The 20002-nt window shown below is 61.9% G+C and carries 16 protein-coding genes and 1 pseudogene; 7 read left to right on the top strand and 10 right to left on the bottom strand.

Annotation, left to right across the window (positions count from 1 at the left end):
- Positions 1-17 precede the first annotated feature (17 nt).
- Positions 18-704 carry a TetR/AcrR family transcriptional regulator gene (locus ACLRGI_RS01775; RefSeq protein WP_419200011.1) on the bottom strand — a complete coding sequence of 229 codons (687 nt, stop codon included), beginning with the start codon at positions 702-704 and terminating at the stop codon, positions 18-20.
- 107 nt (positions 705-811) lie between these two features.
- Here ACLRGI_RS01775 and ACLRGI_RS01770 point away from each other — a divergent pair, with 107 nt between their 5' ends.
- From ACLRGI_RS01770 to arfA, 5 genes are all read left to right on the top strand, one after another.
- A complete protein-coding gene (locus tag ACLRGI_RS01770; RefSeq protein ID WP_419200010.1) occupies positions 812-1813 on the top strand; it encodes a LacI family DNA-binding transcriptional regulator in 1002 nt (333 codons plus the stop codon).
- A 232-nt stretch (positions 1814-2045) separates the two neighbouring features.
- Positions 2046-3380, top strand: coding sequence for an extracellular solute-binding protein (locus ACLRGI_RS01765; RefSeq protein ID WP_419200009.1), 1335 nt, complete (start codon positions 2046-2048; stop codon positions 3378-3380).
- Between the two features lie 37 nt (positions 3381-3417).
- The gene (locus tag ACLRGI_RS01760) at positions 3418-4338 is read left to right on the top strand and encodes a carbohydrate ABC transporter permease (protein WP_419200008.1); all 921 of its coding nucleotides are present in this window, start codon (positions 3418-3420) and stop codon (positions 4336-4338) included.
- A 2-nt stretch (positions 4339-4340) separates the two neighbouring features.
- Positions 4341-5243, top strand: coding sequence for a carbohydrate ABC transporter permease (locus tag ACLRGI_RS01755; protein ID WP_419200007.1), 903 nt, complete (start codon positions 4341-4343; stop codon positions 5241-5243).
- A 64-nt stretch (positions 5244-5307) separates the two neighbouring features.
- The gene (gene arfA / locus ACLRGI_RS01750; RefSeq protein ID WP_419200006.1) at positions 5308-6846 is read left to right on the top strand and encodes an arabinosylfuranosidase ArfA; all 1539 of its coding nucleotides are present in this window, start codon (positions 5308-5310) and stop codon (positions 6844-6846) included.
- A gap of 19 nt (positions 6847-6865) precedes the next feature.
- On the opposite strand, the gene ACLRGI_RS01745 is transcribed toward arfA, so the two are convergent.
- On the bottom strand, positions 6866-7564 hold the full coding sequence (locus ACLRGI_RS01745; RefSeq protein WP_419200005.1) for a DsbA family oxidoreductase: 699 nt from the start codon (positions 7562-7564) through the stop codon (positions 6866-6868).
- Positions 7565-7724: 160 nt separating this feature from the next.
- Between ACLRGI_RS01745 and ACLRGI_RS01740 the strand changes: the two genes are divergently transcribed.
- Together ACLRGI_RS01740 and ACLRGI_RS01735 are read left to right on the top strand one after the other, a co-directional pair.
- The gene (locus ACLRGI_RS01740; protein WP_419200004.1) at positions 7725-8789 is read left to right on the top strand and encodes a glycosyltransferase family 4 protein; all 1065 of its coding nucleotides are present in this window, start codon (positions 7725-7727) and stop codon (positions 8787-8789) included.
- A complete protein-coding gene (locus ACLRGI_RS01735; RefSeq protein ID WP_419200003.1) occupies positions 8786-10921 on the top strand; it encodes an amylo-alpha-1,6-glucosidase in 2136 nt (711 codons plus the stop codon). The genes ACLRGI_RS01740 and ACLRGI_RS01735 overlap by 4 nt, the downstream gene beginning before the upstream one ends.
- 7 nt (positions 10922-10928) lie before the next feature.
- On the opposite strand, the pseudogene ACLRGI_RS01730 reads toward ACLRGI_RS01735, so the two are convergent.
- From ACLRGI_RS01730 to ACLRGI_RS01695, 8 genes and pseudogenes are all read right to left on the bottom strand, one after another.
- Positions 10929-11456, bottom strand: a pseudogene (locus ACLRGI_RS01730) (GNAT family N-acetyltransferase); the annotation flags it as partial.
- Positions 11457-11460: 4 nt separating this feature from the next.
- Entirely contained in the window at positions 11461-12975 is a 1515-nt protein-coding gene (locus ACLRGI_RS01725; RefSeq protein ID WP_419200002.1) for a glycoside hydrolase family 32 protein, read from the bottom strand.
- Positions 12968-13915 carry a carbohydrate kinase family protein gene (locus tag ACLRGI_RS01720; protein ID WP_419200001.1) on the bottom strand — a complete coding sequence of 316 codons (948 nt, stop codon included), beginning with the start codon at positions 13913-13915 and terminating at the stop codon, positions 12968-12970. Before ACLRGI_RS01720 ends, ACLRGI_RS01725 begins: the two co-directional genes overlap by 8 nt.
- Positions 13916-13961: 46 nt before the next feature.
- Positions 13962-15050 carry a LacI family DNA-binding transcriptional regulator gene (locus tag ACLRGI_RS01715; RefSeq protein WP_419200000.1) on the bottom strand — a complete coding sequence of 363 codons (1089 nt, stop codon included), beginning with the start codon at positions 15048-15050 and terminating at the stop codon, positions 13962-13964.
- A 70-nt stretch (positions 15051-15120) separates the two neighbouring features.
- Positions 15121-16524 (bottom strand): NosD domain-containing protein, encoded by a 1404-nt coding sequence (locus ACLRGI_RS01710; RefSeq protein WP_419199999.1) that lies wholly within the window; start codon positions 16522-16524, stop codon positions 15121-15123.
- Positions 16525-16557: 33 nt separating this feature from the next.
- Complete coding sequence (locus ACLRGI_RS01705) at positions 16558-17487, bottom strand: carbohydrate ABC transporter permease (protein ID WP_419199998.1); 930 nt, start codon at positions 17485-17487, stop codon at positions 16558-16560.
- The gene (locus tag ACLRGI_RS01700) at positions 17487-18374 is read right to left on the bottom strand and encodes a carbohydrate ABC transporter permease (RefSeq protein WP_419199997.1); all 888 of its coding nucleotides are present in this window, start codon (positions 18372-18374) and stop codon (positions 17487-17489) included. The genes ACLRGI_RS01705 and ACLRGI_RS01700 overlap by 1 nt, the downstream gene beginning before the upstream one ends.
- A gap of 72 nt (positions 18375-18446) precedes the next feature.
- Entirely contained in the window at positions 18447-19724 is a 1278-nt protein-coding gene (locus tag ACLRGI_RS01695) for an ABC transporter substrate-binding protein (RefSeq protein ID WP_419199996.1), read from the bottom strand.
- Positions 19725-20002 lie beyond the last annotated feature (278 nt).

Raw genomic sequence — 20002 nt, 5'->3', positions numbered from 1 at the left:
ACTTCCCGGAGGCGTATCTAGCTGGCAAGCGCGTCGTGAGCGGGAGTGTCCAGTTTGATGGGCTTGCCGGCGTCGTCGAAGCGGGCTCCTGCGCCTAATTGGATGAACCGCACTGTCTGCGCTGTGTGTGCTTCGACGTCGGAGGCCGGGGGCGGCGGGGGAGTGTCGCCGTCGGGCGTTCGGTTGCGTCGTGCGGCGCTGGCGGAGAGCGTTCCGTGAATGAGCCGCGCCAACTGGGCGACGTGGATGTCCGGAAGGTAGCCTTGCTCGACCCCATCCTGGAGGATGTCCTGAAGCAGGACGTTGAGGTCGCCCACGTGGTCGGCGAGCTTGGCGAAGGACCCGGGAGAGAGGACCGCGGCCATGGCTGGTCCCGGAGGCAAATGGCGGCGGCTGAGGTCGTCCACCTGGGCGCGGACGTAGAGGGCAAGCCTGTCCACGGGGTTCTCCAGCGCAGCCAGCGAATCACGGAGGTCCACGATGAAACGCTCCGTCTCGTCCAAGGCGTAGGCGATGAGCAGCTGCTCCATGTCCGCGTAATAGTTGTAGACCGCAGTGCGGCCCACGCCGGCGTGCCGGGCGACATCCGTCATGGTGAGCCCGGGGAGGCCATGGGTAAAGAGGAGCTCTCCGAAGGCGGTCAGAATCCGACGTTGGGTCTCGGCGCGTTGGGCAGCGTTAGTGGCGGCCGTGATCCTTGGCATATAGACACTTTACAGCGATCTGTCAGCAAACGTGTGCCCGGCGCGGAGTCCGCCGAGGCGGGCGGTAACATCGTCAGCAAAGGCATAACAAGCATTGAGGGGGCGCCTTGCGCGCAACGGTCAAGGACGTAGCGCGCCGTGCGGGGGTCTCGCCAAAAACGGTCTCGAACGTGATGAACGGGATCGTTCCGGTCAGCGGTCCAACCCGGCTCAGGGTTGAGCAAGCCATGGCCGAGCTGGATTATGTCCCCAATCTTTCTGCACGCGGACTGCGGAACGGGCGCTCGGGTGTCATTGGGCTGGCGCTGCCGGATCTGGCTACCCCGTTCTCGGCGGAGCTCGCCCAGAGCATTGTGGAAGTGGCCCACGCGCAAGGCTTCAGTGTGCAGATCGAGGAAACGGGCTCTGACCCGCACCGTGAGCATGAGTTGATGACGCGTGCGCGCGCGAACCTCATCGACGGACTGATCCTCAACCCCGTAGTGCTCACCGAGAGTGCCGTCCAGGTGGGTGTCGCACTGCCTCCGGTGGTTCTGCTGGGTGAAGTCACACAGCATCTGGCCGACCGCGTCTTTGTGGACAGCTTCGCTGCTGCCCGTGACATGACCCTTGCTTTGGCCAGGCCCGGACGACGCCGGATTGCAGTGCTGGGGGTCAAACGCGGAAGGCAGTCCGCCACGGCCATCCAGCGGGCGGGTGGCTATGAGGCCGCCCTCCAAACGCTGGGAATCGCCAAGGATGAGTCGCTGATGATTTCCTGTGACAGCTGGACGCCTGCTTCCGCCGCCGAAGCACTGGCCGAGTATCTGGAGTCCAATCCCCTGCCCGACGCCCTGTTCTGCTTCACTGACTCCATGGCTCTTGGGGCCTTGAATACCTTGTGGAAGAGGGGTGTGCGCGTTCCGGATGACATCGCGGTAGCCGGTTTTGACGATGTGATTGACGGGCGCTTTGCGGTACCTTCGCTGACCACTGTTTCCTTCGACAAGCACGTCATTGCCGCTCAGGCGCTGCGCCTGCTGACTGAACGCATGTCTGACAGGTCCCATGAACAGCGCTTGGTTGAAGTGGGCTACAGCATCGTGGAACGCGCCAGCAGCCGCGTCTGAAATGAGAACCTCCCACTAAATTGTGCGCGCTAACAATTTTCTCTTGCCCTCCTCTTTACATCGATGTAATGTGAGACCTGCGTCACCCCCGGGCCAACCTTTACCCGAGTGCGGGGACGCGCCGGAGCCGGATTTTGCGCAGTGGCAGTGCAACAACGCAGTGCAGCAATCGCAGTGCAGCAATCGCAGTGAAGCAGTGACCTTTCAGCGGACCCATCCAAAGGAGTGACGGGTGAAGCAGTTTGAATCTTTGACCGGGAAACAGTTGTCCCGGAGACAGTTAATGACAGGATCAGCCCTTCTTGGTGGAGGCCTCCTGGCCACCGGCCTTACAGGCTGCGGAGGTGCGGCCCAAGCCGCTGCAGTGCAGGACATCGGGTTCTGGCATCTCCTGTCCGGCGGCGACGGCATCAAGATGCAGGCCATGATCACCGCAGCCAACCAGGCCAACCCCGGATTCAAGGTGCACCCCACAGTGCTTGCCTGGGGTCCGCCGTACTACACGAAACTAGCCATGGCCTCCGCGGGTGGCCGCCCTCCTGAGGTGGCCATCATGCACGCCAGCAGGGTTCCCGGATATGCGCCGGGTGGACTCATCGAACCGTGGGACCTGGATCTGCTCGCCGAAAACGGCGTCACGGCTTCCGATTTCGCCCCCAGGATCTGGGAGAAGAGCCAGCACAACGGCAAGGTCTTCTCCATCGCCCTGGACTCGCACCCGTTCGTGATGTTCTACAACACGGACATTGCAGGGAAAGCCGGGGTACTGGGCGCAAACGGCCAGCTTCAGGAAGTCACCTCGCCGGACGAGTTCAAAGCCATGGCTTTGGAAATGCAGAAGGTCACCAAGGCCCACGGCCTGTCCTTCGGCTACCTCGGCAGTGGTTCACAAATGTGGCGCCTGTTCTACACCCTCTACAAGCAGCATGGCGTTGACATGGAACTGACGCCGGGACAGCCCATGAAGGTGGATCGGGACGCGGCTATTGAGTCGCTGGAATTCATGGCTTCGCTCTTTGATGACACCATCGCAGCCCAGGCGGGGGATATCAGCACAGGCATCGCGGAGTTTGCCCGTGGAGGCTCCGGCATGTTGTTCAGCGGCGTGTGGGAACTGCCCACCATGAAGAAGGCAGGCATCCCCGTTGACGCCGCCACCATCCCCACTCTGTACGGGACACCCGCCGCCTACGCCGACTCGCACTCCTTCGTTCTGCCTCGGCAGCTCAAGCTGAACGAGGACAAGCGCAGGGACGTCTACAAGTTCGTCACCGATGTCCTCAAAGGATCCCTCTCCTGGGCGGAAGCCGGACACATCCCCGGGTACCAGCCCGTGGTCCAATCACCGGCCTACCGGGAGCTCACGCCCCAGATTCACTACGCCAACGCGGCCGACATCATTGCCTACGATCCCGAGTCCTGGTTCAGCGGCTCGGGGTCGGACTGGCAAACCTACTTCGCTGAAACGGTGCAGAACGTCCTCCTTGGAAGGGACAAAGCAGCCGCAGGATGGGCTGCCTTTGAGCAACGCACCAACACCCTCCTCTCCCGTCCCAACCCCGTCTGACCCGGCCCACCCACCGAGCGACCAAAGGAGTTCTTGAATGAGTACCTCTACGCTGTCCCGGCCGAGGCCGGAGAGTCTGCGCAAACCCGGGAGCCGCACCCGAAGCAACCTCAGCGGCTGGGGATTTGCCGCGCCGTTCCTTGTTTTCTTCCTCGTTTTCCTCGTATGGCCCATTCTGTACGGCTTCTACATGAGCCTCACCGGCAAGTCCCTTACCGGCGCCAACGACAGCCTGATTGGCTTCGCGAACTACGCCGAAGCCCTGGCCGACGCCGATATGTGGCGCTCACTGGGCAACACCCTCTACTTCACCGTGATCAGCACCGTCCCGTTGGTTTTGGTTGCACTGGTGATGGCCGCATTGCTCAACATCGGTCTTCCGGCCCAGTGGCTGTGGCGGCTCTCCTATTTTGCGCCCTACCTGCTGGCCTCCACAGTGGTTTCACTGTTCTTCACCTGGATGTACAACCCGCAGCTTGGCCTCATCAACGAATTCCTGACAGGCATCGGGCTCCCACGCGTTGCCTGGCTGAATGACCTCAACGTGGCCATGTGGGCCATTGTCATCGCCACGCTTTGGTGGACAGTGGGCTTCAACTTCCTGCTCTACCTGGCCGCGATGCAGAACATCCCGGCCCAGCACCATGAGGCAGCATCCCTGGACGGCGCCGGAGCGTGGCGTCAATTCTTCTCCATTACCCTGCCCCAGCTGACACCCACCACCGTGATGATCGTGCTGCTCCAGATCCTGGCTTCGCTGAAGATCTTCGATCAGGTGTACCAGATGACCGCCGGCGGGCCCGGCGGATCCACGCGGCCCGTGGTGCAGTACATCTTCGAAACCGGGTTCACCGGATACCGGCTGGGATACTCGGCAGCCATCTCCTACATCTTCTTCGGACTGATCGTGGTCATCTCGATCATGCAGTTCGTCATCACCCGCCGCAGGAGTGCATAACCATGGCAACCCCTACCCTGACCCGTCCCGCAGCCAGCACCACCACGGGCAATAGCCCCAGGATCCGACAACCGCGCAAGAAGTTGACCGTGGGCAGGATCGCGGCCATCGTCGTCGCGGGCTTCATCGCCGTGCTGTGGCTGATCCCGTTCGCCTGGGCCACGGCCACCGCTTTCAAGACCGAAACAGATGCGGCAGCTCCGGACGTGACCTGGCTGCCGCCGTCGGGCTTCACTCCTGAAGCGTTCGTCAAGGTGTTCCAGGACGGCAACATCCCCCTGTGGACCTGGAACTCGCTCTACACCTCGGCGGCCATCACGGCCATCACCTTGGTGATCTCGGCCTTGGTTGCCTATGCGCTCTCGAGGATCGATTTCAAAGGCAAGAAGGTGCTGATGACCGTGATCATCGCCTCCATCATCATCCCGCCGCCCGTGCTGATCATTCCGCTCTTCTATCAAATGCTGGCGCTGCAACTGATCGATACCTCGTGGGCCATCATCCTGCCGCAGGTTATCCACCCGGCCATGGTGTTCGTGCTGAAGAAATTCTTCGACCAGATCCCGCGCGAGCTCGAAGAAGCAGCCGTGATGGACGGCGCCAGCCGCTTGCGGATCTTCACGCAAATCATCCTGCCGTTGTCCCGGCCCATCCTGGCCGCCGTCGCGATTTTCGTGTTCATCGGCGCGTGGAACAACTTCCTGTGGCCCTTCATTGCCACCAACGACGGCAACCTGCTGACCCTCCCGGTTGGCCTGCAAACCATCAAGAGCGCCTACGGCATCCAGTACGCGCAGAACATGGCCTCGGCCCTGCTCGCTGCGCTGCCGCTGATCGTCGTCTTCCTCTTCTTCCAGCGCCAAATCATCAAGGGCGTTGCGACGACGGGGCTCGCTGGGACCTAACCGGCGCCTTTCGCTTATCCACAGTTTCAGAAGCAACAGATTTAGATCACAACCAAGGAGATACATGTCCCGCGCACGCATCACCCTCGACCGCGACTTCACCATTGGCGAGGTACCCCGCCGCCTGTTCGGCTCCTTCGTGGAGCACATGGGCCGCTGTGTCTACACCGGCATCTACGAGCCCGGGCACCCGGAAGCTGACGAGAACGGTTTCCGGCAGGACGTCATGAAGCTGGTCAAGGAACTGGGCGCCACCGTGATTCGGTATCCCGGCGGCAACTTCGTCTCCGGATACAACTGGGAAGACGGGATCGGCCCCGTCAGCGAACGGCCCCGCCGCCTCGACGGTGCCTGGCACACCGTGGAGACCAACGCCTTTGGCCTGCACGAGTTCGTGGACTGGTCCAAGCAGGCCGGCACCGAAATCATGGAAGCCATCAACCTGGGCACCAGGGGAGTGGACGCTGCCCGCGAAATCGTGGAGTACGCCAACCACCCCGGCGGAACGTACCTGTCCGATCTCCGGGCCAAGAACGGCCACAAGGACCCGTTCGACATCAAGCTCTGGTGCCTGGGCAACGAGCTGGACGGGCCGTGGCAGATCGGCCACAAGACCGCCGACGAGTACGGCCGGTTGGCGCAGGAAGCCGCCAAAGCCATGAGGTTCGTGGACCCCTCGCTTGAGTTGGTGGCCTGCGGAAGTTCCAGTTCTTCGATGCCTACGTTCGGTGCCTGGGAACAGACGGTCCTCACCCACACCTACGACGAAGTGGACTACGTTTCCCTCCACGCCTACTACCAGGAACACGAAGGAGACGTGGGCAGCTTCCTGGCTTCCGCCGTCGACACTGACTACTTCATCGAGTCAGTAGTGGCCACCGCGGACGCCGTGCGCGCCAAGGGCAAGCACAAGAAGCACATCAACCTCTCCTTCGACGAGTGGAACGTTTGGTACCAGCGTGGGCTGGACACCGAAGACCAACCGCACAACGTGGCCAAGGCCGGGTGGCGTGAGCACCCACGGGTGATCGAGGACAAGTACAACGTGACCGATGCCGTGGTGGTGGGGACGCTGCTCAACTCGCTGCTCCGCCACGGTGATCGCGTGAAAATCGCCAACCAGGCGCAACTGGTCAACGTGATTGCACCGATCTTCTCGGAAGAGAACGGACCGGCCTGGAAGCAGACCATCTTCCACCCGTTCGCGCGGATGGCTGAGCTTGCCAAGGGCCAGATCCTGCGGCTCTCCGTGGACTCGGACAAGTACTCGAACAGCCGTTTCGGCGACACCGACCTGGTGGACGTCAGCGCCACGTGGAACGAGGAAACGGGCCGGCTGGCGTTGTTCTTTGCGAACCGCGGGCTCGAAGAAGCCGCCGACGTGGAGGTAGCCCTGCGCGGTTTCGACGCCCGGCAGGTGCTACGCGCCGAGGTCCTTGAAATCCCCGAGGACGGCGACCGCTTCACCATCAACTCCCAGGATCAGCCGGGCCGTGTTGGCCTGACGGCTCTGGAAGGTGTCAAGGCGACTGGTTCGGAACTCCGCCTGACGCTGCCCGCCCTGTCGTGGGCCGTCGTCGAGCTTGACGTGGTGAAGGGCTAGCGCACGACGGCGGGGCTGCTTAGATTGCGCAGCCGTCCGGTCCGCAGGACTCGGCGTCGGAAGCACCAACAGGAATCAGCGGGTTGGCTTCCTGCCAAGCCTGGTTCAGGGCTTCGCTGAAAAGTTCTGCGGGCTGGGCGCCGGAGATACCGTACTTGCGGTCAATCACGAAGAACGGGACGCCGGTGACGCCGATTGCGCGGGCCTCGTTGATGTCCAGGTTGACTGCATCCGTGTGCTTGTCCGAGGTGAAAAGCTCAGCGACTTCATCGGCAGGCAGCTCCAGCGCGGCGCCGAGTTCCGTGAGGTACTCCTGGTTGCCGATGTCCTTGCCGTGCTCGAAGTGGTCACTGAGGAGGCGCTCCTTGGCTGCGTCCTGTCGTCCGTGTGAGGCGGCAAGGTGGATGAGGCGGTGGGCCGTGAAACTGTTGGCCACCACTACCTGGTCAAACCGGTAGTCCAGGCCTTCTTCCTTGGCGGTCTGCGTGACGTGGGCGAACATCTGCTTGACCTGCTCCGGGGCCATGCCCTTGCGCTTGCTCAGGTAGTCCAGTTCCGTGCCGTCATAGTGCTCGGGTACAGAAGGATCCAGCTGGTAGCTCTTCCACTCGATGTCTACCGAATCGCGGTGCGGGAACTGTGCAAGGGCAGTCTCAAAACGGCGCTTGCCGATGTAGCACCACGGGCACGCGACGTCTGACCAGATCTCAATCTTCATGTTGGCTGCAACGCCCTGACGTGGCTTCACATTCCGGGAGGGTGCTGTTAGTTTCCTCACCCACCGGAAAGGTGTTGCTGCGGTGGGCTGCCAAGAATATGTTTAGAGAGGGTTGTGCAGTCAGCCTCAAAACAAGGGGGGTTTACACGGAGAAGACCTCGTGCGAATCGGACTCATTGTTGGACCTTGGTTTACCGTACCGCCGGAAAAGTACGGCGGAACAGAGCGTGTAGTGGATGCGTTGGCGCGGGCCTTATCCGACGCCGGCCACGAAGTCCTGCTGGCAACGGCAGCGGACAGCACTTGCCCCGTGCCTCAAATCCCAGGTTTTGGCCCGGCAATTCCGGAGGACCTTGGGCAGAGTTTCAGTGAGCTGGGGCATGTCATCAAGGCCTATGCAGGGCTTCAGGACGTGGACATCATCCACGACCACACCTTGGCTGGCCCGCTCTATGCGCGCAGACCACCAGGCATTCCCGTGGTGACCACCATCCACGGTCCTTTGTCGCCCATCTACACCCCGCTCTACCGGGACATGGCGCAGGACACCGCCATCATCGCCATCTCCCACGATCAGTGCAGCCGGGTGCAGGACCTGGAGATCTCCGCAGTCATCCACCACGGGATCGACCTCTCGGCGGTGAGCGTCGGCAGCGGTACCGGGGGATACGCGTGCTTTGTGGGCCGCATGTGTCCGGACAAGGGGCTCATGGAAGCCGTGGACATCGCAAGGGAAGCAGGAGTGCCCCTGCGGCTGGCGGCAAAGATGCACGCCAAGGACGAGCAAGAGTACTTCCATGAGGTGGTGCAGCCGGCACTGGGATCCAACGAAGAGTTCCTGGGAGAGTTCTCGGACCCCGAGAAGTACGAGCTGATGGGCGATGCGATGGCGCTGCTCAATCCGATCCAGTGGCATGAACCCTTCGGACTGGTGATGATCGAAGCACTTTCCACAGGAACTCCGGTGCTGGCGACTCCCATGGGTGCCGCTCCTGAAATCGTCCGGCACGGGATTACCGGATTCGTGGGGTCAGCCGGAGAGTTGGCCGACTACTTTGCCCTCGTCCCGGACCTGAACCGCGAAGCCTGCAGACGCTCCGTGGAGGAGTCCTTCAGCGCTCAACGGATGGCAGCCGATCACGTGGCCCTCTATGCCAAGGTGATCGAACAATTCCAGGCAAAACCCCTTCCCGGCGGGGGCCTGTTGCAAGAGAATCAGACATGACCGCTTGGAACGAAGACACCGAAGCCGGGGCGTCCGAGCTGGGTGCCGTAACCGTCGTCGAAGGTTCATCCTTTTGTATCTCCTCGCACTCCGGTGACATCCACGGCGGGGGCTCCCAAGGTACCTACTACCAGGACACGCGGATTGCGTCGCGCTGGATCCTGAGGATCAACGGCGCACTCAGGGAACCGCTGGTGGCCCGGAATCCCACAGCCTTCCAAGCTGAGTATGTGGGCCGGGCGTGCTCCGCGGACGGCAGATTCGATAGTCCCTTGGTAGTTCAGCATCAACGCCACGTGGGCGCCGGCCTGCGGGACGATATCACCATCAGGAACTACTCCGGCCAGGACGAGCCCTGCGAGATTGAACTGCTGATCGACGCCGACCTGGCCGACCTCTTCGACGTCAAAGGAGGCCGCACCAGCAAAGCCGGAGCACCCACCAAGAAGGCGCACAAGAAAGAACTGCACATCGAGTCCCTGCACTCCAGCGGCCAGCGCAGGGGAGTCGCCTTCCGGGCCTCCGGCGCCAAGGTTGCCGAGGACGGTTTGCGGTTCCACATCACTATCCCCGCACGCAGCAAGTGGTCCACCAGCATCATCGCCCTCCCCTTGGTCAACGGAAAGGGTCCCAACGATCCCTTCACCGAAACCACGCCGCTGCACCACACCCCGGGCGTTCGCCGCCACGTTGCCTGGGAAGAGCACGTTCCACGGATTGCCGTGACGGACCACAACGTGGAGGAAGTCCTGGAGCGGAGCCAACGTGATTTGGGCTCGCTGCGCATCTTTGACCCCGAGCATCCGGATCGTGTGGCGGTGGCCGCCGGAGCGCCCTGGTTCATGGCACTGTTCGGACGCGATTCGCTCCTGTCCTCCTACATGTCGCTCATGGTGGATCCGCGATTGGCCGCCGGAACCCTGCAAACCCTGGCAGCGCTCCAAGGCAGCAAAGTGGACGTGGATTCCGAGGAAGAACCCGGCCGCATCCCCCACGAGGTCAGGCTCGGCGTCACAGCCGGACTCTCGCTGGGCGGAACCGCCTACTACGGAACCGCAGATGCGACGCCACTCTTCGTATCGACGCTTGGCGAGCTCAGCCGATGGGGCCTGGGTTCGGACATCATCGAGTCGCTCCTTCCGCACGCTGACCGCGCCATCGAATGGATGGAGCAGTACGGGGACCGCGACGGCGACGGCTTCCTCGAATACCAGCGGCCCAACGAGCACGGACTCGTCAACCAGGGCTGGAAAGACTCCTGGGACGGGATCAACTTTGCCGATGGCCGCATGGCTGAGACGCCCATAGCACTGTGCGAGGTGCAGGCCTACGCGTACGCGGCCTACGTGGGACGATCCCTGCTGGCACGCGCGGCAGGGGACACCGCCGTCGAACGCCGTTGCGCGGACCGTGCCGAAGCGCTTAAAGCCGCCTTCAACGAGGCGTTCTGGCTCCCGGACCAGGGCTATTTCGCGCTGGCACTGGACAAGGACAAGAAGCCCGTGGATTCGTGCACGTCCAACATGGGGCACTGCCTGTGGGTGGGCATCGTGGATGAGGATAAGGCGCCCATGGTGGCGGAGCGGCTGATGTCCCCGGAAATGTTCACCGGATGGGGCATCCGGACTTTGGGCTCGGACATGGGTGCGTACAACCCCGTCAGCTATCACAACGGTTCCGTGTGGCCGCACGACACCGCGCTCGCCGCGACGGGACTCATGCGGTACGGCTTCGTGAAGGAGGCCAGCAGGGTTGCGAGCGGACTGTTCGACGCCGCCGAACACTTTGGGGGTCAGCTTCCCGAGCTTTTTTGCGGCTTTGACCGGGGCGACTTTTCGAAGCCGGTACCTTATCCGACCGCCTGTTCCCCGCAAGCGTGGGCGGCTGCGGCGCCCGTGCAACTGGCCCGGATCCTGCTGCGGTTCGATCCCGATTTCACTCGGAACGTGCTGCACCTGGCGCCGATCCTGCCGGACGCTTATGGCTCGTTCCGTGCAGACAACGTGCTCCTGGGGCGCTCACGGATCACCATCGAAGCCTCGGGTTCGTCCGGGAGCGTGACAGGGGTTCCTGCCGGCCTTGAGCTGCGGTCCGATCCCCGGCCGCCGCTGACGGGGGAGATGTTCGGCTAGCTTCCTGGAGTTCGTGCTCCATGACGAAGTCGTGTTCCACGGTGTCGCCGAGCTTGAAAGATTTGGTGCCCACTTTTTGGAAGCCACTCTTCTCGTAGAAACGGATGGCCTTCGCGTTCTCGCTGTTCACGCCGAGCCACACCCCGGCTGCGCCCTTGTCCGCGGCATGGGCCAACGACTCCTTGATGAGTTGCGATGCGGCACCCTTGCCGTGGTGGTCAGGGTGGACGTAGCACTTGCTCAACTCGGTGGAGGGGAGCGCTGACAGCACGGAGGCGACGTCCGGGTCGCTGGCCGGCCTGGCAATCAGCATGGTGTACCCGTTGAGCTGCCCGTCGTCGTCGAGTACCAGGATGGCGATGTTCGGATCGGCGAGGTACTCCTCAAATTTGGCCTCGCTCAAGGTCCGTTCGAGGTGAGCCTGGATGTCAGCCGGCGAGGAACCCGGTGGGCACGCCAGCGGGAAGGTGATGGCGGCAAGCTCAGCCAGCTTCCCGGCGTCGTACGCTGTTGCGGTGCGGATGATTTCAGTCACGTGGTCAGGATACGGCCGAGGCGGTAAGTTTCCGCACTGTTGCTGTCCCACCTTCCACCCTGAGTTCGGTACACAGGTTTCCGGGCGCGGGGAACACCAGATCGGTCAAGACAACCTTGCCGCCTTGTGCGAAGACTTCCACCGAGCCGTTGTCCACCACCACCCGGAGCTTGAGCAAGCCGTCTTCGAGGAGCACAGGTGCAGCCTCTGCTGACGCAAACTTTTTGTGGAAAGCGACCTCGCCGGAGTTGCGGCGGTCCAGGGTGAGCTGGTTCGTCGCGGTGTCGAAGCTGAGAATTGTGGCGACATCCCCGGCGGGTGCGGCGAGAAGCTTCAGGGTGATTGTTCGGGCGGTGCCGGGAAGAATCCGGGCGTCAATCAACTGCACTGAAGCGGGATCTGCATCCGGCAGGGCCACTGTGGAATCGTGGATCTCCCGGTCCTCGATGGTGACCGTATGCGGCAGGCCAGCCGGCAGAACCGGACGCTGTACCACGCGGGGAAGGCCGTGGATGGTTGCCAGCTCAACCTCGCGGGCCAGCGACATGCTGGATCGCCACGGGGACGTTGGCAGCGAATTGGCGTAGTCCCAGTTATTCATCCAGCCGATCATGATGCGGCGGTTGTCCGGAACATTGCTGAAGGAGACGGCTGCGTAGTAATCACGGCCCCAATCGAGCCACAGGCACTTGCTGAGATTGGCATTCCCATCCTCAACCAGCGAATCGCTGTCCGCAATGAACTGCACGCCGTTGAAGTGGCCCACGAAGTACTGCCCTCCCGATCCGCCGGCCACGGCACCGGGGTTGATGTTGACCACCAGGACCCATTTCACGTGGTCCGGGTTCCCGTCCACGGGGAGGGGGAAGAGATCGGGACATTCCCACTCGCCGCCCGTGGCATTGGCAGGGCCGAACGTGCTCAAGTATTGCCATTCCTTGAGGTCCGCCGATCGGTACAAAACAACCTGTTGGTGCTGGGCTTCCACTGCCACCAACACCCAGAAGGAACCCTCCGGGCCCTGGTAACGGAATACCTTGGGGTCGCGGAAATGGGCCGATCCCCGGCTAAGAACAGGATTACCCGCGTACTTTTGCCACGTCATGCCCGCGTCCGTGGAGAAGGCGAGAGATTGGGCTTGGGTCCCCTTGAGTCCCGAGCCTTCCTTGAAAGCGCTGGTGTAAATGGCAACCAGGGCGGGGTTCTCCGCAGTGCCGAAGCCAGTCGTATTGCCATCATCGACCACAATGCTGCCCGAAAACACGTCCTCTTGCTCATCGCAGGAGATGGCCACAGGATGCTCGGTCCAGTGAAGAAGATCCTCCGAAGTGGCGTGGCCCCAGGACATGTTGCCCCAGACGTTGTCGAACGGGTTGTTCTGGTAGAAGAGGTGATAAATGCCCTGGTAAAACAAGAGTCCATTGGGGTCGTTCAGCCATGTGCTGTTGGCCGTGTAGTGAAGTACCGGCCGGACCGTGAATTCGGCTGGAGCGGCAGTGTGAGTGGTTGTGTCAGTCATTGGAGTTCTTTCGGAAAGTGAGCATCAGCTCCAGTGATTCGGTCAGTTCGGCTCGTGTGGGCGGGTTCGCTCCGTGCCGGCCCACGGTGACGGCCGCAGCACCGGAGGCGGCTGTGCCCAGTCGGGTGAGCCTGGCGGCGTCGAAATCGCCCTGAGGGTCCTCGATCAGTCCTGCGATCAGGGCGGACATGTAGGAATCTCCTGCGCCGACCGTATCTTTGACCACCACAGCGCGCGCCGGCACGTGGACGTCCGCCGTGTTCGACCACAGATAAGAACCGGAGACGCCATCCGTCATGACCGCCAGTTCAGGCCCCAGGCCGAGTAGATGGTTCCCGACGGCGGCGGGGGACCACCGGGGGTACAGCCACCGGGCATCCTCTGAACTGAGTTTCACCACAGTAGCCAACGCCGCTGTTTCTTCGAACGTCCGGAGAGCCGCAGCATGGTCAGGGAGGAGCGTGGGACGAATGTTGGGATCGTAGGTTATCAACCCGGAAAAGGACTCCAGCAATATGCGCACCTGCTTGGCCCCGGGCTCCAAGAAGGTAGCCAGCGAGCCAGTATGCAGCACTTTGGCGAGGACCGGGGGACTGAGCGGCGGGAGCTCCCAATGGATGTCGAAGTCGTATTCAGCCGAGCCGTTGCTGTCCAGGCACGCCGTGGCTGTTGACGTCCTCGGCAAGTTAACGGCTCCGGGGACCACCGAGACCCCGGCGCCCGCCACGTGTTGTTGGATTCGCGCGCTGCGATGATCGTTACCCAGTGCGGTGAGGAAAGCGGTGCTGATACCCAGCCGGCCGAGCCCGAACGCAACGTTGAGCCCTGAACCACCCGGGAACTCCACGGCTCCCGCTGCGGTGTCAATGATGTCGATGAGGGCCTCACCGACTACCAGGACATCCGTTTCAGGGCAGGAGGGGGCAGGGCGGCTGTGCATTGATGGTCCTTTATGGTCGGGCGTCCGGGGCCGGACGCTGATGAAGTCAGGTGTTGGTACTTGCGGTCAGTTCGTCGCTACTGTCCCGTGCCCCTGAGCGTGGGGAAGCGACGGAATCGCGGAGGACCAGCGGGCAGGGAAGAACGGTGGGGTGGGCCGTGAAGAGTTGCAGGTCCGTTTTTCCCTCGATGGCGTCAATGAGGTTCTGTGTTGCCCAGGCACCCATTTCGTAGTGCGGGAGGGCCACCGTGGTCAGCGAGGGAAAGAGGTTTTCGGCAATGAGCTGCTGGTTATCGAATCCCACGATGGAGAGATCCTCCGGTATCCGCAGCCCAAGTTTCCCGGCCGCCCTGTAAGCACCCATGGCCATGCGGTCGTTGTAGCAGAAGAGGGCCGTGGGTGGGTCAGGGGACTCCAAAACCCGTAGGGCAGCTTGGTAGCCGCCCGGCACCTCGGAAAGTTCCGAGTGGACCAGCTCCTCATGAAACCTGAGCCCGGCATCGGCCAGTGTGTCCTTGAATGCTTTGAGCCGGGAGTGCGTTGCCGGTACGTCGTCGGTGTTGTTGATCATGCCGATGCGCGTGTGACCGGCGTCGATCAGGGTCTGCACTGCGAGCCGTGCTCCGCCGGCTTCATCGGGGATAACTGAGGAAACAGAGTGGTTGATGTCCTCGGAGTCCACCAGGACTGCCGGAACGCCCGCCAGATTCCTGGGAACCGACAGCTTCCGGTGGTACATGGTTGCGTAGAGGATGCCATCCACCTGCCGGTCCAGCAGGTCGGCGACGTCGCTTTCACGTGAGTCCTGGGAGCCGGTGCTGGTGGAGTTGATGATCATGATGTTGTACCCGCGTGCCCGCGCTGTTTCCTCTGCCCCGAGGATGATCCTGCCCGCATGCGGAGTGGTCGCAATTTCCTCGCTGATGAACCCGATCATGCCCGAACGTTGGGTCCGCAGGGCCTGGGCGAGACGATTCGGTCCATAACCGAGCCGCTGTGCCGCTTCATGGACCCTTTCCCTCGTCTCGGTACCTACACGGGCGTAGGCAACCTCATTGAGGACGTGGGAGACGGTGGTGACAGAGACACCGGCCGCTGCAGCCACGTCTTTGATACCGACAGATCTTTTGGTCATTGCTATCCCACGTCCTCATGGTGTTGATGTTTGTTGCTGATCCTACGTTCGGCTTACCCGTCTCAGTAGGCTATCGAGGAATACCCGCAGCCTGGCTTGTTGGTGCGGTCCCGGTGGCCTCGAAATCGATCGTCGGCGTAGCCCTCACGGCGTTGGCGCCCCTGTCTGCGATCACCTGGGCGTCATTTCCGGAATCAAGGATCGTGTTTCGAACCGAGGCGGAATCAACCAGGACTGCCGTCACAGCGAGGCCGTCGGAAGTGCCTGTGGTCAGCAAGGCATCCACTTGGGCCGAGAAGCAAGAGTCGCTCGACTCAGAGCGGATATCCAGGGCCACCACGTTGTTATTGGAGACGAAGTTGCCTGCGCCCTCCGTCAGACGGATGATCACTGGCCTCGCACCTGACGGACGAACGCCCGACGCGTCCACGATCTCGGAGAAATGGTTGCCGATCACGGAGTTGTTGCTGCCGTTGATGGAGAGGAGTCCATAGAGATCATCACGTCCGTTGTCGATTCCGAAGAAGGGAGTCCAGGGCTCGTGGTCGCGGAGGAAGTGGTTGGTGGCTACGAGGTTTTCCGAACTGTTTTCTGCCAGGATCACCATGCCCGGATAGAAGGAGTGCAGGCGGTTGTTGGAGATGCTTGAACGGGTGACGCCGTCGAAGTGTATGCTGCTGGCACCACGGGGAAAAACGTTGTTCGCCGTGATCAGGAGACCACCGTGGTTCTCCGCGTAGATGGAGTGCCCCTTGAAACCTGCCCCAATCAGGTTGTCCGTGACCTTCGAGGCCTGGCCCCAGCCACGGAGTTCTACGCAGCTGCCGCACTCGGCTATGAAGTTGTCGTGGACCGAGAGAGCGTCCGCTTTGTAAATCGTGAGCGCATTCTCGAGGTAGACAAATCCCATCCCGTTAACACGGAAGGAGTCGTTGGCGCTGGCTACGTAGATGCCGGTCTTGCCGTTGACATAGCTGTTTTCCGCGGGAAGGCCTGAACCATCCGGGGTGAAATGCAGTCCGTCGATGCAGAAGTTGGAGAACTCCACTGAACTGATGCGGGGGCTCCCGCTTCTTTCAACGTAGAAGGCGGCGCCCTTGGATTCGTCCTCTTGGCCGCCGGGTGCGTCGGCATTGAGCGGGATGTCCACCATGACGCGGCTCCCGCCTGGCCACAACTCGTGGAGGTCCGGCCATTCGTCCTTGGAAACGTTGTACCGGATGCTCGAGGACGTAAAGCCGTGTCCAGAGCCCATGATTTTCAGGAAGCTGATATCGATGACCACCTGCGTGCGGAGGCGATAGTCCCCGGGCGGAAGGTAGATGACGGCACCGGGCTTGCCGCCGTCGTTCTTATCCGTAGCGGCCTGCCGGTCCTTGATGTCCGCGATGATGCTGTTGATGACTTCGCCGACGTCCTCTGAGGGGTTGCCTACCGGCCACGTAGTGACGTCGTAATAGTTGCTGTTGGACATGGGGTCCTTTCTTGGCTTGGAGTTTCCTTAGCCCTAACCCTTGACCGCGCCCAGGGTCATACCAGCCACGATCTTGCGCTGCAGGAGAAGGGTCAAGAGGATGACGGGGATGGAGTAGACGGCTGCGAGTGCGGTCATGGATCCCCAATCCAGTCCGAACTGGGTCTGGAAGTTCGCGATAACCACCGGGGTTGTCTGTGAGCGGATTGCCGTCATGAGGAGGGCAAAGAGGAACTCGTTCCATGAGGCCAGGAAGGCGAAGATCGCGGTGACGGCGATGCCTCCTGAGACCACCGGTATGACTACCCGCCAGAGTGCTCCAAGCCTGCTGCAGCCGTCAACCGTTGCCGCTTCCTCCAGGTCGCGGGGGACAGCCTCGAAGAAGCTGGACATCAGCCAAATGGAAAGAGGCAGCGAGATGGTGGTGTGCGCGATGGACAGAGCGATTGGCGTGTCCGCCAGTCCTACGGAGGACATCATGGAGGCCAAGGGGATGCCGATGGCGACCGGCGGAACCATGCGTGTTACCAGTGCTGCCATGATGAACACGCGGCCGCTGGGAGTCTTGTAGCGCGTGATGCCGTAGGCGGCCGGGATGGCCAGGACCAGTGACAAAAGGGTGCTGATGATTGCTGTCTGCACGCTGTTGATGAACGAGGCCAGCACTCCGCTCCGGCCCAATGCGTTGGCGTAGTTCTCCAACGTCCATTCCGTGGGGAGGATGGTCGGCGGAACTGCGATGGTGTCGATCGGCGTCTTGAAGGACGTAAACAGCAAGTATAGGAACGGGAAGCCGTACAGCACCATGGCCACGGCCAACAGGATCCACAGAATGGCGCGGGTGCTCCGCTTGCCGGCTTCGAGTCCTTCGCGGTTGGCACCGCGGCGCTTGCGCAACTCCTGCGGTTCAGTAGTGCTCGACGGCGACCGGCTGGCTTTGGTGGCTACGCTCGCGTTGCTCATCAGTTGTCCTTTCCTGGCCGCCAGATGGTGGCCACCGCGAAGAATGCGACGGCGAGCATCGCCAGCAGGTAGATGGTGCCCATGGCGCTGGCCAGGCCGGGATCGCCGAAGCGGATCATGGTGCGGTAGATCAGCAGGCTCATGGTTTCGGAGGCGGACTGGGGGCCGCCGTTTGTTTGGATCAGGATGGTGTCAAAAGCGCGTGCGGCGTCTATCCCGCGAACAACCAGGGCCACTGCGATCACAGGGCGGAGGAGCGGAAGGATGATGCGGAACAGGAGGGCAGGTGCCCTGGCACCGTCAAGGCGCGCGGCTTCGATGAGGTCGCCGGGGATGTTTTGCAGGCCGGCGAACAGGACGAGGCACATGAAGGAAGTAGTGAGCCAGATGTCCGGAATGGCCACTGAGAACAGCACGATGCTGGGATCGGACAACCACCCGATCTGGTTTGGGTTTGAGAGAATACCCGCCTGGTGCAGGAGGCTTCCTATGAGGCCGAAGTTATCGATCATCAGGAACTTCCACAGCAAGCCGGCAACGATCGGGGCGATCATCAGCGGGTACAGGAAGACGGTTCGCCAAAGCTGTGAGCTGCGCCCGAGCGTGGTGAAAAGGAGTGCCATTCCCAGGCCGAGGGCGAACTCGAGTGTGACCACCACCAAGGTGTAGGCGAGGGTTCGCCACCCTGCTCCCATGAAAGCTTCGGAGGCGAAAGCGGTGATGTAGTTCTGGAATCCCACGAAGTCACGCGGGCCGCCGGCGACGGGCGAGATCTTGAAGAAGCTGTCTGCGACCAGGCGGAACAGCGGGTAAGCCACGAATACGGCGAGGAACAGCGCCGCCGGGGTCATGAGGTATAGGGCGAAGCGGCGATCGGAGATGCGCACGATTTTCTCTTCTGTTGGTTGGGGCCGCGGCCGGCACGGGGTTTATGGTTCCGGGTGCCGGCCGCGGAGTCTTTACTTGAGGAGGTCCTGGATCTGCTTCTTGGCCTCTGCCAGGAGGGTTGCGGAGTCGCCTCCGGCCACTGCCTTCTGCAGGAGCGGCACCAGGACGGTGTCTACGATCTGCTGCCACTTGGCCGTTGCGGGCCGGGTGGCTGTGGCTTTGCCGTTGAGGGTTTCGATCAGTGGCTTGAAGCTCTCGTATCCGGGCTGGTCCTGGTACTTCTCGAACGCCGAGATGCGGGAGGCCAGGCCGAGGCTGGATTCGATGCCCATGGCGTTGTAGTCGTAGGCGCACTTGATGAACTTCTTTGCGGTGTCCGCGTTCTTGGTTGCCTTCGGCACGGAGAGGTACCAAGGTCCGGGGACACCTGCGACGCCCGCGCTGCCGCCAATCATTGCTGCGGTGCCCACTTTGCCGGCTACTGGTGAGTCCTTGGGGATCTGCCGGTAAGCATGGGCCCAGAAGCGGGTCATGGCGGTCTTGCCTTGGTTGAACAGGTTCTGCGCCGCAGCCCAGTCCACCTGTGCGGCACCTGGAGGAGCGGACTTTGCCAAGCTTACGTAGAAGTCGAGTGCTTCCTTGTGCGCTGCGTTGTCGATCACCACGTTGTCGCCGTCGAGGACCATGGGGGAGCCGGCCTGAAGGACGTGGGCCAGCCACTCGGTTTCGACAGCGCCCTTCACGTCCGTACCGTACATGCCGTCCTTGGTGAAGAACTCCGAGATGTCCTGGTACTGCTTCCACGTGGTGGGTGCGGCGAGCTCGTAGCCGTACTTTGCTTGGAAGTCCGCCTTATTCTTGGCGTCCTCAAAGAGGTCTTTGCGGTAGAGGATGATCTCGGCGTTGGTCCATGCCGGAAGACCGATGAAGCGGCCATCCACGTTCGCTTCCTTGACCAGTGCCGGGAAAATGTCCTTCTTCGCCTCATCGGTGAAGATTTCGTCGATGGGTTGGACCGCGTCCTTGAAGCTCGGGAGCCAGACGGAGTCGAGGGCGGCAACGTCGAAGGAAACATTGCCGGAGGAGAATTCACTTGAGAGCCGGTTGAACATGCCGTCGTAGGGAAGCTCGACGAAGTTGACGTCGATGCCGGTGTCCTTCTTGCATTGTTCGGCGACGCCGGTGAGTTCGGCACGTCCGCCGGCTTCCACCAGGACGTTGATGGTACCTGCGGCGCTACCCGATGTTGATGCCGGGCCCCCTGCGCCGCATCCGGTAGCCGCGAGTGCGACGGCGGTGCAGACGCCGCCAAGGGTGACGAGCCTGGAGATGGTTTTTCGAGTGGACATCGCTGTCGACTCACTTTCTCTCGAACGGGTTGGCAAGACTGTTTGGGTGAAGAATCGTTTTGCCAAAACGACTTGGCAACACTTTAGGACTCAAACTTTGGAAGTGTCAAGGGTCACTTGGTGGGGCGGGACGGGCTCTGGCTTGCCAAAATTGCTTTGGGGATTTTGTCGTTGACAGCCTTCTTGGCGGCCACTTAGTGTTGCTCGCAGCTTGCGACAAAACGTTTTTTCAATTTTGGCAGTGTTGCCGAGGACGCGAGCGGACCAAGACCGAGGAT

Source organism: Paenarthrobacter sp. PPS72, assembly GCF_048537125.1.
GTDB lineage: Bacteria > Actinomycetota > Actinomycetes > Actinomycetales > Micrococcaceae > Arthrobacter > Arthrobacter nitroguajacolicus_E.
This window is presented reverse-complemented; position numbering and strand designations above follow the sequence as displayed.